This is a genomic window from Streptomyces sp. NPDC093984 (genome assembly GCF_044764595.1).
GTDB lineage: Bacteria > Actinomycetota > Actinomycetes > Streptomycetales > Streptomycetaceae > Streptomyces > Streptomyces cynarae.
Genome location: NZ_JBIWIM010000009.1, coordinates 195,909 through 209,101, shown reverse-complemented (window position 1 = coordinate 209,101; position 13,193 = coordinate 195,909). Strand labels below are relative to the sequence as shown.

12 protein-coding genes are annotated in these 13,193 nt (G+C 71.8%); 3 read left to right on the top strand and 9 right to left on the bottom strand.

Going from position 1 to position 13,193, the window contains the following annotated elements; genetic code table 11:
* Positions 1–136 precede the first annotated feature (136 nt).
* On the bottom strand, positions 137–271 hold the full coding sequence (locus tag ACIRC0_RS29085) for a hypothetical protein (protein ID WP_403621606.1): 135 nt from the start codon (positions 269–271) through the stop codon (positions 137–139).
* A 172-nt stretch (positions 272–443) separates the two neighbouring features.
* On the opposite strand from ACIRC0_RS29085, the gene ACIRC0_RS29080 reads away from it, so the two are divergent.
* The gene (locus ACIRC0_RS29080) at positions 444–1,070 is read left to right on the top strand and encodes a class I SAM-dependent methyltransferase (protein ID WP_403621787.1); all 627 of its coding nucleotides are present in this window, start codon (positions 444–446) and stop codon (positions 1,068–1,070) included.
* A gap of 47 nt (positions 1,071–1,117) precedes the next feature.
* On the opposite strand, the gene ACIRC0_RS29075 is transcribed toward ACIRC0_RS29080, so the two are convergent.
* Positions 1,118–1,618 (bottom strand): DUF402 domain-containing protein, encoded by a 501-nt coding sequence (locus ACIRC0_RS29075; protein ID WP_403621603.1) that lies wholly within the window; start codon positions 1,616–1,618, stop codon positions 1,118–1,120.
* Positions 1,599–2,528 (bottom strand): GNAT family N-acetyltransferase, encoded by a 930-nt coding sequence (locus tag ACIRC0_RS29070; RefSeq protein ID WP_403621600.1) that lies wholly within the window; start codon positions 2,526–2,528, stop codon positions 1,599–1,601. Before ACIRC0_RS29070 ends, ACIRC0_RS29075 begins: the two co-directional genes overlap by 20 nt.
* Before the next feature lie 71 nt (positions 2,529–2,599).
* On the opposite strand from ACIRC0_RS29070, the gene ACIRC0_RS29065 reads away from it, so the two are divergent.
* Positions 2,600–2,968 carry a GntR family transcriptional regulator gene (locus tag ACIRC0_RS29065; protein WP_200421426.1) on the top strand — a complete coding sequence of 123 codons (369 nt, stop codon included), beginning with the start codon at positions 2,600–2,602 and terminating at the stop codon, positions 2,966–2,968.
* Between the two features lie 244 nt (positions 2,969–3,212).
* Here the strand turns inward: ACIRC0_RS29065 and ACIRC0_RS29060 are convergent, their stop codons facing one another.
* Together ACIRC0_RS29060 and ACIRC0_RS29055 are read right to left on the bottom strand one after the other, a co-directional pair.
* Positions 3,213–4,001 (bottom strand): DUF72 domain-containing protein, encoded by a 789-nt coding sequence (locus ACIRC0_RS29060; RefSeq protein ID WP_403621597.1) that lies wholly within the window; start codon positions 3,999–4,001, stop codon positions 3,213–3,215.
* An 82-nt stretch (positions 4,002–4,083) separates the two neighbouring features.
* Positions 4,084–5,178, bottom strand: coding sequence for a DUF5925 domain-containing protein (locus ACIRC0_RS29055; protein ID WP_403621593.1), 1,095 nt, complete (start codon positions 5,176–5,178; stop codon positions 4,084–4,086).
* 177 nt (positions 5,179–5,355) lie between these two features.
* On the opposite strand from ACIRC0_RS29055, the gene ACIRC0_RS29050 reads away from it, so the two are divergent.
* Positions 5,356–6,777: a xylan 1,4-beta-xylosidase gene (locus tag ACIRC0_RS29050; protein WP_403621590.1), complete on the top strand. Its 1,422-nt coding sequence runs from the start codon at positions 5,356–5,358 to the stop codon at positions 6,775–6,777.
* 56 nt (positions 6,778–6,833) lie between these two features.
* Here the strand turns inward: ACIRC0_RS29050 and ACIRC0_RS29045 are convergent, their stop codons facing one another.
* The 4 genes from ACIRC0_RS29045 to ACIRC0_RS29030 are packed head-to-tail and all read right to left on the bottom strand — an operon-like array spanning position 6,834 to position 13,099.
* Positions 6,834–10,499, bottom strand: coding sequence for a lipopolysaccharide biosynthesis protein (locus tag ACIRC0_RS29045; protein WP_403621587.1), 3,666 nt, complete (start codon positions 10,497–10,499; stop codon positions 6,834–6,836).
* Positions 10,492–11,292, bottom strand: a complete 801-nt coding sequence (locus tag ACIRC0_RS29040; protein ID WP_403621585.1) for a polysaccharide deacetylase family protein — start codon at positions 11,290–11,292, stop codon at positions 10,492–10,494. The genes ACIRC0_RS29045 and ACIRC0_RS29040 overlap by 8 nt, the downstream gene beginning before the upstream one ends.
* A complete protein-coding gene (locus ACIRC0_RS29035) occupies positions 11,289–12,284 on the bottom strand; it encodes a glycosyltransferase family 2 protein (protein WP_403621582.1) in 996 nt (331 codons plus the stop codon). The genes ACIRC0_RS29040 and ACIRC0_RS29035 overlap by 4 nt, the downstream gene beginning before the upstream one ends.
* Complete coding sequence (locus ACIRC0_RS29030; protein WP_403621580.1) at positions 12,281–13,099, bottom strand: glycosyltransferase family 2 protein; 819 nt, start codon at positions 13,097–13,099, stop codon at positions 12,281–12,283. The genes ACIRC0_RS29035 and ACIRC0_RS29030 overlap by 4 nt, the downstream gene beginning before the upstream one ends.
* Between the last annotated feature and the right edge of the window lie 94 nt (positions 13,100–13,193).

The window sequence follows — 13,193 nt, the reverse complement described above, 5'->3', positions numbered from 1 at the left end:
TTCGGGGTGGAGCTCCAGCCCGGTGGCCCGCTGGTGGAACGCGGCCGGCGCCGACGGGTCGGAGCAGTCGGGCATGATCGCTGTCAGTGTCATGGGCGGGGGCACAGCACCTCAGTGACGGTCGGTACGCCCCGGGTCAGCCGTCGGGCCACCAGACGCGGGCGATGTCCTTGCGGACCTCCGGGCGCTCCGTGGGGCGCTCGTCGGATTCCTCGCGCGTCCGGCGGGAGTCGGTCCTCTTCAGGGGCTTGTGCACGGTCACTCGGCGCATGGCTGCCTCCTTGTGCCTACCGGGTTCCGCGTCCGCGCGGAGGTAGACCCTTTGGGCGAGGGTTCCTCATCGGTCGAGGTATGTCTGTGGCGGCTGTCACGATTCGACTGTCAGTGGCGGCTGTCACCCTGGCGTCATGAATCGGGACATCAACACGGACATGACCAGGAACATGGCCAGGAACAGCGGAGCCCAAACCTCCGCGGGCACCGGACCCGGCGTGGACTGGGACGCCGAGGCCGCCACCTTCGACGCCGAACCGGACCACGGACTGCGCGACCCCGCCGTGCGCGAGGCATGGGCCGCCCGGCTGGGTACGTGGCTGCCTCGGCAGACCGGCGACGTCCTGGACCTCGGCTGCGGCACCGGCAGCCTGTCCCTGCTCGCCGCCGAACAGGGACACCGGGTGACAGGGGTCGACCTGTCGCCGGCCATGGTGGCGCGTGCCCGCGCCAAGCTCGCCGGCCGCGACGCGGTGTTCCTCGTCGGCGATGCGGCGACGCCGCCGGTCGGCGAACAGCTCTTCGACGCCGTCCTCGTCCGCCATGTGCTGTGGACCCTGCCCGACCCCGGCCGCGTCCTGCGCCACTGGCGGGGACTGCTGCGCCCGGCCGGGCGCCTGGTGCTGGTGGAGGGTGTGTGGGGGACGGTGAGCCCGGTCGGCATACCCGCCGACCGCCTGACCGCTCTCCTTACGCCCCTCGCCCGGGACGTACGCCTCGAGCGGCTGTCGGACGACGCCCGGCTGTGGGGGAGGGAGGTGGACGACGAGCGGTATGCGGTGGTGGCGGTCGTCTGACGGGCGGCGCGGTGCGGGCGGCCCGGTGCGGGGTCAGCGCATGCGGGTCAGCGCAGCAGAGCCTCGAAGTCTCCCTCCCTGGCCAGGAGTTCGAGCTCGTCCAGGGCGCTCACGGCGGCCGCCGCGGCCTCCGGGTCCGTGGTCGCCAGGCCGCTCGCCGCGAACTCGTCCTCGTCCAGGCGCAGCACGGCCGTGCCGTCCGCCGAGCGCCACAGGTCCAGGTCGAGGTCCTCCACGACGAGTTCGGAGCCGGAGACCGTGGCGGGGCGGGTGATGTCGCAGTACCAGCCCTTGAGCGTGCCCTGCGCGTCCCTGACCTCCTTCACCGCGTACCACCGGTCGCGCCAGTAGTACTCGGTGAAGACGTCACCGGGCTCGAACCGTACGAAGCCGAAGTCGCGGACGCCGTCGCCCGCCCAGGGAGCGCGTACGGCGATCCGGTCGCCGTCGTCGGCCACGAGCTCTCCCTTGTAACGGATCTTCGTACGGCCCGCCTTGACCAGGACGACGTCCACCCGGGCCGCCGTCTCAGCCGAGTTCGCGGACATGGCGCACCTCCGTGCCGCAGATCTCGTAGCCGAACCACTTGTTGATCGCGATCATCGGGCCGTTGCCCACGTCGTTGCCCGTGAACGCCTCCGTGTACCCGGCGGCGCGGGCGCGGTGCAGGGAGTGGTTCTTGGCGAGCTTGGCGAGGCCCCGGCCGCGGAAGGCGCGGGCCGTGCCGGTCATCACGGTGCCGTAGCGGGTGCCGCCGTCGGTGCGGGCCGCGCTGAACGCGGCGGGGCGGCCGTCGACCACCGCCACCGAGGTCAGCTCGGGGCTGAAGAGGGGATGGCGCCAGGTCTCCACGAGCCACGCCTCGTAGTCGGTGAACTCGTATGCGATGTCGCTCGGCTCGTCGGACATCGTCTCCGCGTCCAGTGCGAACAGGGGGCGAGGGTCGTCGGCGAAGTCCGCGCCGGTGCGCAGCTCGACGCCCGGCGGGGGGTCCTGGAGCGGGGGCAGGGTGCCGTTCGCCAGATCCAGACGGAGGAAGTGGGCGGAGCGGCTGCTCTTGTAGCCGTGCCGTTCCGCGAAGGCGCGGTTGCCGGGCTCGTCCAGGACCCAGGCGAAGAGCCTGGTGGCGCCCACGGAGGCCAGGTACTCCTCGGCGGCGCGGACGAGGAGCGAGCCGGCCCCGCGGCGGGTGCGTCCCGGGTGCACGTAGACGTTGAGGTTGCCCTGGCCGGGCTCCCGGCTCTCATGGGCGAGGTGAACCTGGGCCGTGCCGATGATCTCGCCGTCCTCCTCGGCCACGAGCGGGCGGTAGTGGGCGTCGGGATGCATGTGGGCGGCGTCGTAGGCGATGGACTCCGGGGTGAACAGGATGAAGGGGAGGGCGAGGTGCCGGACCCGGGCGAAGCCCTCGGTGTCGGCTCGCACGTCGGGACGGAGGTCGCGCACGATCACTGTCATGGGGGCGCACGGTATCCGGGCCGGAGGCGGGGGTGCCTCTCATTTTCCGGTGGGTGCGGGACAATCGGGCCGTGACCTTGAAGATCCACATCGATGGGAGCGCGCCGCCGTACGAACAGGTGCGGGCGCAGATCTCCGAGCAGGCCCGGGCGGGGGTGCTGCCGGTGGGATACCGGCTGCCGACCGTACGGGGGCTGGCCGAGTCCCTCGGCCTCGCGGCGAACACGGTGGCGAAGGCGTACCGGGCGCTGGAGGAGGACGGGGTGATCGAGACGAGGGGGCGCAACGGAACGTTCGTGGCTGCCGCCGGCTCGGCCGCGGAGCGAGAGGCGGCTGCCGCCGCCTCCGCCTACGCCGAAAGGGCGCGGCGGCTGGGGCTGGGCGAGGATGCGGCGTTGGCCGCTGTGCGGGATGCCCTGCGGGCGGCTTACGGGGGTTGAGCAGCGCGGTCGGCTGCCTGCCGGGTCCGCCGGGTCCGGCGGGTCCGGCGGGTCCGTCGGGTCCGCCGGGTCCGTCGGGTCCGCCGGGTCCGGCGGGTCCGCCGGGTCCGGCGGGTGGCCGGGGGGAGGGCTTAGCACCCCCCCCCACTGCCTCAACGGCGTGGGGGAGGCCCCCCAGTCTCCGTGGCCGTGGCTGATCGCCGTTGCGGCGGAAGAGGGGACGCACCGCTGCGGCGGGAGACGGTCACGTCGCCGTACCCGTGGCGGGGGCGGGCAGCTTTCGAGGCGTGCGTGTCACCCGCATGCCCGCCGTGGTCGCCAACCGCGCGAACACCGTCGCGTCCAGGACCGCCGCCGCGTGCGGGTCGTTGTTGAAGTAGGCGTAGACGTCCACCCCCTCCGGCCACACCGCCCCGATCCGCTGGACCCACGTCGTCAGGGACCGGCGGCCGTAGCGGGGCCACGGACGGGCCCGCCCCGTGTGGAAGCGGATGTAGCCCCAGTCCGTGGTGCGCCACAGCGGGGTGACCGGGCGGGAGAGGACGTCGGCCCAGCACAGGGCGGCGCCCCGCGCCTCCAGCACCGCGCGCACCTCGTGTGTCCACCAGGAGTCGTGGCGTGGCTCGACCGCGACCCGGGTGCCGGGCGGGAAGCAGGCGAGGCAGTCGTCCAGGAGGGCCGGATCCGCGCGCAGGGTGGGCGGGAGCTGGAGCAGGACCGGGCCCAGGCGGTTGCCGAGTCCGGCCGCGTGGCTCATCAGCCGGTGAACCGGCTCCTCGGGCTCCTTGAGCCGCTTGATGTGCGTCAGATAGCGGCTCGCCTTCACCGCCACCACGAAGTCCGCCGGCACCCGCTGCCGCCAGGCCTCGAACGTCTCCCGCGAGGGCAGCCGGTAGAACGCGTTGTTGATCTCGACCGTGGCGAACCGCGTCGCGTACTCCTCCAGCCACAGCCGCATGGGCACGTCCGCCGGGTACAGGACGTCCCGCCAGTCCCGGTACTGCCACCCCGACGTGCCGACGAACAGGGTCATATGTCCATCAAAGCACCGGTGGCCGTCGAGGCGCCGGTCGTGGCCCGCTCCAGGTGTCGTGCCCGCCGCGGGCGTCGCGCCCCTACAGGTACAGCCCCGCGCCCGCTCCCGCCCGCTGGTCCGGCACCGACGCCGGGGACGTGCCCCGCCGCAGCGCGTACAGCTCCGCCAGCGTCGCCCCCTCGCGGCCCACGCCCTCCTCGCGGCCCAGCCAGCTCACCGCCTCCGTGCGGGTGAGCGGGCCGACCTCGATACGGGCCAGGCAGCGGCCGGGGCGGACGACGGCCGGGTGCAGGCGCTCCAGGTCCTCGTTCGTCGTCACGCCCACCAGCACGTTGCGGCCCTGTCCCAGCAGTCCGTCCGTCAGGTTCAGCAGGCGGGACAGCGCCTGGCCCGCCGTGTGCTTCGCCTCGCCGCGGATCAGCTCGTCGCAGTCCTCCAGCAGGAGCAGCCGCCAGCGGCCCTTGCCGGCCGTGTCCTCCTCGCCGATCGCGATGTCCATCAGATAGCCGACGTCGCTGAAGAGCCGCTCCGGGTCCAGGACGCAGTCCACCTGGCACCAGTCCCGCCACGAGCGGGCCAGCGTCCGCAGCGCCGAGGTCTTGCCCGTGCCCGGCGGCCCGTGGAGCAGCAGCAGACGGCCCGCGATGTCCTCCGGGGTCGTCTTCATCAGCCGGTCCATCGCGTCCGCCACCGGCGCCGTGTAGTTCGGGCGGACCTCCTCCCAGGTGCCCGCCGAGATCTGCCGTGTCGTACGGTGCGGGCCGCGCCGCGGCGACACGTACCAGAACCCCATCGTCACGTTCTCCGGCTGCGGCTCCGGCTCGTCGGACGCGCCGTCCGTGGCCTCGCCCAGCACCTTCTCCGCCAGCTCGGCGCTGGTCGCGGTCACCGTGACGTCGGCCCCGCGGTTCCAGCGGGACACCAGCAGCGTCCAGCCGTCGCCCTCGGCGAGCGTCGCGCTGCGGTCGTCGTCGCGGGCGACCCGCAGCACCCGGGCGCCCGGCGGCAGGAGCGTGGCCCCGGACCGTACCCGGTCGATGTTCGCGGCGTGGGAGTAGGGCTGCTCGCCCGTCGCGAAGCGGCCGAGGAACAGCGCGTCGACGACGTCGGAGGGGGAGTCGCTGTCGTCGACGTTGAGCCGGACCGGCAGAGCGTCGTATGGGTTCGCAGACATGCCGCCATGATCCGTCACGGGGCCGCCTGGTGCATCCGCTTTCCGTAGTGCGCCGGATGTGTCGCCTTTGCCTGATGTATACCCACCGGATCGGCCCATTCCGGTACGCGCTGTTACCTGGCTGTCGCACGCCGAAATCTGTCCGCGGCCCAAGGAGCGCCGTTAGTGTGGCCCGTGATGGGACGTCATGGGTGGAATTCGGGGGAACGGCGGTGGCGACTCACCGCACTGCTCGGCGTGACCGTGGCCGCTCTGGCCCTGGTGGTCACCCTGATCAGCACACTGCCCGGGAACGGCGCGAGCACCAGAGGCACGACACGCGACGGCGACAAGGTGCACGGCACCCCCGCCGCCCCGCCGAAGGTGACGAAACCGGACGTCGGCTGGGGCTTCACCCACACCCAGTACAGCGCCGACCAGGGCAGCGACGCCGCCACCGAGCGCGTCGAGGGGCTGCTGTCCGGGGCCGGGCTGCCGCAGAACCAGGCCATCATGGGGTGGGGCGCCGACAACCCGGAACCGGTCAAGGGCCGTTACGACTTCGCGGCGATGGATCGCCGTATCGACTTCGTCCGCAAGACCGGCGGCACCCCGGTCGTCACCCTGTGCTGCGCCCCGGACTGGATGAAGGGCGGCAAGGCGGGCGCTGACAACACCGACTGGAGCCGGACCGCCCTCGAGACCGCCCCGAAGCCCGACCACTTCAAGGACTACGCCGCCCTCGCCGCGACCGTCGCCAGGCGCTACCCGGACGTGCGCCACTTCATCGTCTGGAACGAGTTCAAGGGCTTCTGGAACGACTCCAAGGCCCGCTGGGACTACGAGGGCTACACCGAGCTGTACAACCTGGTCTACAAGGCGCTCAAGCAGGTCGACCCCAAGATCATGGTGGGCGGTCCGTACCTCGTCATGGACAGCGTCGACCCGCGGCAGAAGGAGAACGCCTCCACCGCCCTGCGCGGCCCCTGGGGCGCCATGGACCAGCGGATCATCGACGCCTTCACCTACTGGAACACGCACAAGGCAGGTGCCGACTTCGTCGTGGTGGACGGCTCCAGCTACACCAACGACGACGAGCTGCTTCCGAACGAGTTCGCCGCGACCGACAAGTTCACCGCCGTCGGCGCGTGGGTGCGCCGGCAGACCCACGGCCTGCCGCTGTGGTGGGCCGAGTACTACGTCGAGCCCGCCGACGGCGATGACGAGCGCAGGGGCTGGAGCGAGGACCGCCGCGTCGCCGTCCAGGCCGCCGGAATGACCGCCCTGGTCAAGGGCGGCGCGTCCTCGGGCTTCTACTGGAACCCGGAGGACGAGAAGGGCGCCGACTGCCCCGGCTGTCTGTGGACGCCGACCGACACCGCCGAGGGCGGCCGGGCACTGCCGATGTACGGCCTGGTGTCCCGCTTCTCCAAGGAGTTCCCGCCCGGCACCGCGTACCGCACGGTGGCGGTGGCCCCGGACGACGTCCCCAACGTCCGCGTCCTCGCCACCGACAAGGTCGTGCTGGTGGTGAACACCCTGGGCCGGGCGATCAGCGCCCAGGTCGACGGCAAGCGGTTCGACATGAAGGCGTACGAGGTGAAGTGGCTCCCGCGCTGAGCCGCTTCACCTCGTACGCCCCGTCCCTCCGTACGCCTCCGCAGGCCGTGTGAGCCTCAGCCCTTCCCCATGGTCAGGAACCGCTGCACCAGCGACGCCAGCAGCACCGCCAGCAGCGGCAGCGAGAACCAGAAGCTCGACTGCAGCACCCGCAGCTGCCGTACGCCCGGCCGTACCGCGACCCGCACCAGCTCCCGCGCCGTCAGCATCAGCACCAGCGCCACGGCCGCGAGCCCCCCGACCACCGACCACGGCGTCCAGGTCACCCGCGGGCCGATCGGGCCCGGACGCGGCTGCGGGACCTCGCCGGCGGGCTGCTCGCGCAGCGCGTACATGGTCACGTCGTCGTTGACAAGTACCTTGCTCAGCTCCTGGCGGTCGTCCAGGTTCTTGATGAGCCGGGACTCCCAGGTCGCCGAGTAGCCCACGTCCATCTGGAGATACGTCACCTGGCTGCGGTTGATCATGAGGAACGAATTGGGGCCCGCGTCCTTGAGCGACTTGACCAGTCCCGACACCAGGACCGGATCGGTGGGCGCCAAGGTCGGCACATAGTTCACCTTCTCCATGTCCTTGGCGCCCCACGGCATCGCCGGTGTCACGTCGTTGACCGTGTCGTTGCTCAGCCACAGCAGCCGTACCGTCGGCTTGTCGTGCGCGTAGACGTAGTCCATGGCCGCGACCTCGCCCGGGCGGATCCGCTCGAACGGCTCATTGCCCCAGCGGGCCACCAGGAAGCCGCCCATCAGCAGCAGGCCCGCCATCAGGGCGGCGAGCGGGGCGAGGCTCGCCCGGTCCTTGTCCCGCTCCTCGGCCGTCACGCCGGTGCGCGGGAAGAGGGCGAGCGCGCAGAGCAGCGCCGCGCCCGGCACCGCGAACATGAACACGCGCAGCGCCATCTCGCCGCCGTAGGACTGCATGCCGAAGCCCAGGAACGGCACGAAGGTGAGCACCAGCAGCGACCGCTCCCGGTACTTGTGCTCCCGCCGTCGCCACCAGCCCCAGCAGGCGAACGCCATCACGACGCCTGCCAGCAGCACGCGCGTGTACAGCACCAGCTTGTGCGTCGAGTCGCCGCCCTGGATACGGCCGGAGACGGACGTCGACACATTGCTGCCGACGCCGCCGACGCCGCCGAAGAGCTCGTCGAAGTGCCCGGACCAGTACGGCTCCGCCATGAAGCCCAGCCAGAACATGACCAGCACGGCGAACAGGACCGGCAGACCACGCAGTTCGGAGCGGCCCACCAGGACGAGCACCGCGAGCACGCCCAGCATCATGAACGGGGTGAGCTGGTGGGCCGGGACGCTGGCCGCGTACAGGGCGATCAGCACCATGAGCAGCACGGCGCGTTGCCCGCGGCTGGTCGGCTCCACCTCGGCCTCGCCGGGGCGCCGCCTGGTCCAGAGGACGCGCGGCGCGCGGAACCAGACCAGCAGGATCGCCACGAAGGCGAGATAGAACAGATACGTGAAGCCCTGCGGGGAGAAGTAGTCCTGACCGACCCAGCCGCTGAGCACGAAGATCCAGATGCCGGTCCACTTGGCGCGCCAGCTCGCCCGCATCGAGCGGACCAGCAGGAACATCGGCGCCAGGTAGAGCAGCTGGATGGTCAGCGGCCACCAGCGGATGACCTCGGTGAGGTCGGTGACCCCGCAGGCCTTGGCGACGAACGCGGCGACCGCGAAGAACCCCGGCCAGCTCCAGCGGGCGTCCAGGAACGGCACGGCCGACCCGGTGCGGTCGATGTAGTCGAGGAAGCCGAGGTGCTGCCAGGCCGTCGGGAACCGCGGCTCGGTCTCGATCACGGCGGGCAGCGCGTGCAGCGACACGACGGTGGCCACCAGGGTGGCCAGCAAGAGGACCTTGTGCTCGCGGGCGCGCCGGAGCAGGGCGGCGAAGACCACGACGAGGAGGGCCGCGCCGAGCAGGGTGGGCAGCGGTAGGACGGAGATCAGTCCGAGGCCGCCCATGTGCTCCAGGGAGGCGTCGTCGAGTCGCAGGGCGGGCAGCCAGTACAGCAGCAGGGCGGACACGAGCGAACAGCCCAGCAGAATCGGCCCGGTGGCAGAGCTCCGGGTGTCCTTCGACCGCGGATCGTCCGTGGTTTCCCGCGCCCTTGCGGCGGAGTCGGCTGATGTCACGTCCCGCGCCCCTGACATGGCACTGTGCGCGAACGGTGTTCCGGTCGGCGGCGTTCCCGGCCCTCGACGCACGTCCGGCCTGCGTTCCTGGTGGTCGAAGTCCACATGGACGCCCAGCGCCAGCGTGTCCGCGTCCAGCTTCTTCGCCCAGGACGGGCCGTTCCTCGGCTCGGGGACCGCGAGGTCGGCGAGGTCCCCGTCCGGTGCCGCGTCCTCGGGCACCGCGTCCGCCGGGGCCGTGCGCACGATCTTGAGCAGCTTCGGTGCGGCGATCGCCACGATCACCGCCAGGCTGGAGATCTCGGCGACGCCCGCCCCGGTCAGCCCCATCCGGGGCAGCAGCAGGACGGTCAGTCCGAGTACCAGGACGCACAGCAGGCCCTGGAGGTAGGCGAGCCCGGAGGTACGGCTCTGGGCGCGCAGCACCGCGAAGTACGTCTCCATCACGACCCGCAGCAGCGCGCCGACCGCGAACCAGCGCAGCAGCGGGGTCGCCGCGTGCGCGTAGCCGTCGCCGAAGACGTGCAGGATGACGGGCGCGCCCAGGAACAGCAGCCCGCACACCGGCAGCATGATCCGGGCCATGCGCTTCAGCGCCGCCCGGGTGTTGGCGGCGAGCCGCGCCGGGTCGTGCGAGCCCTCGACGGTGAGCGAGGCGCCCATGTTGATGGCGAGCAGGTTGGTCGTGCCGCCGATGGTGGTGGTGATGTAGAAGTACGCGTTGTCCGCGGCGCTGACCTGCGACGCCACGATCACCGGCACCAGGTAGACCACGGCCAGCGAGAACAGCGAGCCGGTGTAGTCGCCGGCCAGGAACCGCCCGATCTCCTTCAGTGACGGCGGACTGGCGTGGTCCTCGGTCCCCTTGACGTGCCGCGGCACCAGGCGCCGGAACACCAGCCACCCCAGCGGCACCACGGACGTGGCGATGGCCGCGACCCAGGAGACGAAGACGCCCAGCATCGGGATCGCCGCCGCGAAACCGACGAGCAGCAGCAGCTTCACCGCGGAGAAGACGGTGTTGCCCACCGGCACCCACAGCGCGCTGCGCAGCCCGGTCAGCACACCGTCCTGGAGCGTGAGCAGGTTCCAGGAGACCACGGCCACCACGAAGACCAGGGCGGGGCCGGGACCGTGCAGGAAGCGGTACGACGGCCCCCACAGGTCCAGCGTCAGCAGGAACACGCCCGCGGCGATCGCCACGACGAGCGAACTGCCCGCGTAGGTGCGGAGGATGAGGCGCCCGGTGGCGCGTCCCGCGACCGGTATGAAGCGGGCCAGGGCACCTGTGAGCGTGACCGCGGTGAGCCCGGCGAGCAGCTTCATGGCGGCGATCGCGGCCGAGCCCTGGCCGACCGCGGTGTCGGAGTAGTAGCGGGCCGCGACCAGCCAGTAGCCGAGGCCCAGCACCGCGGAGATCCCGGTGTTGAGCATCAGCGCGTAGGCGTTGCGGAACAGCTGGTCGCCGCCTCCTGGGACGCCGCCCCTTCCGGGCAGGCGGAGGCGGCGGCCCGACGGCTGCCCGGGTTCCGCGGTCGTGGCCTCACCGGCCTGGGTCGTGGTGGTCGTGTCAGACACGGGAACGGATGGCCTTCCGGCGGACCTGGCGTGCTCTTCGGACCATGGCGTACCCCTTGGTCAGGGCGCGGTCCCTGGCGAAGGTGCGGGTGATCGCACGGCCCTGGACGAGCCGCTCGAACTCCTCGACACCGGTGGTGCGGCGCACGGTGACCCGCTGCAGCGCGTACGGGCCCTGGCGGCGGCGTGCGAGAGCGTTGCCCACGGCGAGCGACTGACCGAAGCCCGCCTCGCGCACGATGCGGCGCACCCGGCGGCTGGAGTAGCCGTACGGGTAGGCGAACGACACCGGGCGGGCGCCGAGTTGGTCGGCGATGATCTCCTTGCAGCGCAGCAGCTCGAACCAGAGCGCGTCGTCGGGGAGCTGGTCGAGCTGCGGGTGCGTGTGGCTGTGCCCGCCGATCTCGACCCCGGCGTCCACGAGGTCGCGGACCTGGTGCCAATCGAGCATCGTGTCCAGGCCGCCGCCGGTGTCGTGGGCGCCCCGGATCCAGCCGGTGGAGACGAACAGCGTGGAGGCGAAGCCGTGCCGCGCGAGCACGGCCAGCGCGTGCCGGTGCACGCCCTCGTAGCCGTCGTCGAAGGTGATGAGGACGGGCCGCTCGGGCAGCGGGCCGCCCTCCCGCCAGCTCCTCGCCAGGCCGGCCGTGGTGACGGGCGTGAACTTGAGGTCGGCGAGCAGGGCCATCTGCTCGCTGAAGGCCTCGGGCGCCACCGACAGCGCGCGCGTCGCCTCGTTGGGCGCCGCCGCCACCGAGTGGTACATGAGGATCGGCACGGGCTGGTCGCTCATGCGGCCGCCCCCTCACCGTCCGGGATGCCGGCCACGGCGAAGGTCGCGCCACTCCTGCGCGCCCGGACGCTCCCGACCAGGTACCCGCCGGCCGCCGTGAGCACCCCGGCGACGATCGCACCCGCCCGGCCCGCGCCCCCCGGGCGGGCCAGCAGCGCGTCGCGCAGGCCGCGGCCCACCCCGGCGGGCAGCACCCGGGTGGTGTAGCGGCGTTCGGACTCCAGGCCCTTGTCGGCACCGACGCTGCGGGCCACGAGCGCCTTGGACAGGCCCTCGGCGTAGGTGCGGGTACGGAAGTACGCGAAGTGCTCGCGCGGCCGAGGCACCCGGTGGTGGATCACCGCCCGGTCGTCGATCAGCAGGATCGCGTCGGGCCTGGCCCGGGTCAGGCGGATGCACAACTCCGTCTCCTCGCAGCCGAGGGGACGCTTGTCGCCGTCGCGTCCGATGCCCGTGGCGAAGCCGCCCGCCGCGTCGAACGCGCTGCGGCGGAAGGAGGCGTTGCCGCCGAGGACGTTGCGCACCCGGACCCGGCCGGGGGGCAGCCCCTTGTACGTACAGCCCACCACCCAGTCGAACTCCTCCGGGAACCAGACCGGGCGGTGGCCCGACGCCCAGATCGGCATCGTACGGCCGCCTACGGCCATGACCCGTGGGTCCTCGTATCCTTCGGCGAAGTGCTTCAGCCAGTCCCGCTCGGCCACCGCGTCGTCGTCGAGGAAGGCGATGACCTCCCCCCGCGAGGCGGCGATCCCGGTGTTGCGGCCCGCGGACAGGCCGCGGGGGCCCGCGTTGGCGAGCACGCGGACCTCCCGGGCCTCCTTGTACTCCCGGGTCAGCCTCTCCAGCAGGGTCTCGTTGTGGTCCACGACCAGCAGCGTCTCGTGCGCCGGCCGGGACTGCGCCCGCACCGAGGCGACCGCCGCGAGGATGTCCTCCCAGCGGTCCTCGGTGTACACGCAGATCACCACGGAGATGTCCGGTTCGCTCAAGACAGCTCTCCCTGCCCTGAGTTGAGCGCCACCGCGCGCGGGCGGCGGCGCAGCGCACGCCGGTTCGAGCGCTCCTTGAGGATCACCTTCAGCACCCGGAGCCCGTCGCGCACCGCGCTCAGGTTGCTGGTGCCGTGGATGCGGAGGTACTCGTGGCTGGGTATCTCCTGCACCTTCAGGCCGGCCTTGACCACCCGGATGTTCATCAGCGTCTCGACCTCGAAGCCGGTGCAGTCGAGGTCGATCTTGTCCAGGCAGTGCCGCCAGAACGCGTTGTACCCGTAGCACAGGTCGGTGTAGCGGGCGCCGAACTTGGCGTTGACGATCGCGCACAGCACCCGGTTGCCCAGCTTGCGGATCGGCGTCATGTCGGAGGTGCCGCCGCCGTTCGCGAATCGCGAGCCCTTCGCGAAGTCGGCCCCGGACACCAGCGCGGAGACATAGCTGACGATCTCCTGACCGTCCGCCGAGCCGTCCGCGTCGACCATCACGATGATGTCGCCGGTGCACTCCGCGAAGCCGGTGATCAGGGCGTCGCCCTTGCCCTTGCCCCGCTGCTCGACGACCTTCACGTCGGGCCACAGCTCGCGGGCCACCTCCACGGTGTCGTCGGTGGAATTGCCGTCCACGAGAACCACTTCGTGAATCCAGTCCGGAAGGGTCTTGAAGACGTAGGGGAGATTCTCCGCCTCGTTCATGGCGGGGATCACCACGCTCACCGGCGGCGCGATGGCCAGGTGAGAGGAGATCGGCCGGTACTTCCCCTGCGCTAACGGACCCTGATCCGAAAAGGCAGGGCGCAGAACAGAACTCATGAGTCTTGTCCCTCTCGTCCGGTCGGACCGTCCGCCCCTGGACGGTCCGGCTCTGTGTCCGGTTCGAAAGGGGGGTTCTCACCGTCGGCATGCG

Excerpts from the sequence above, each read along its gene's own strand:
- ACIRC0_RS29085 (WP_403621606.1), bottom strand. The coding sequence starts at position 271 with ATGCGCCGAGTGACCGTGCACAAGCCCCTGAAGAGGACCGACTCCCGC.
- ACIRC0_RS29080 (WP_403621787.1), top strand. The coding sequence starts at position 444 with ATGGCCAGGAACAGCGGAGCCCAAACCTCCGCGGGCACCGGACCCGGC.
- ACIRC0_RS29075 (WP_403621603.1), bottom strand. The coding sequence starts at position 1,618 with ATGTCCGCGAACTCGGCTGAGACGGCGGCCCGGGTGGACGTCGTCCTG.
- ACIRC0_RS29070 (WP_403621600.1), bottom strand. The coding sequence starts at position 2,528 with ATGACAGTGATCGTGCGCGACCTCCGTCCCGACGTGCGAGCCGACACC.
- ACIRC0_RS29060 (WP_403621597.1), bottom strand. The coding sequence starts at position 4,001 with ATGACCCTGTTCGTCGGCACGTCGGGGTGGCAGTACCGGGACTGGCGG.
- ACIRC0_RS29055 (WP_403621593.1), bottom strand. The coding sequence starts at position 5,178 with ATGTCTGCGAACCCATACGACGCTCTGCCGGTCCGGCTCAACGTCGAC.
- ACIRC0_RS29050 (WP_403621590.1), top strand. The coding sequence starts at position 5,356 with ATGGGACGTCATGGGTGGAATTCGGGGGAACGGCGGTGGCGACTCACC.
- ACIRC0_RS29040 (WP_403621585.1), bottom strand. The coding sequence starts at position 11,292 with ATGAGCGACCAGCCCGTGCCGATCCTCATGTACCACTCGGTGGCGGCG.
- ACIRC0_RS29030 (WP_403621580.1), bottom strand. The coding sequence starts at position 13,099 with ATGAGTTCTGTTCTGCGCCCTGCCTTTTCGGATCAGGGTCCGTTAGCG.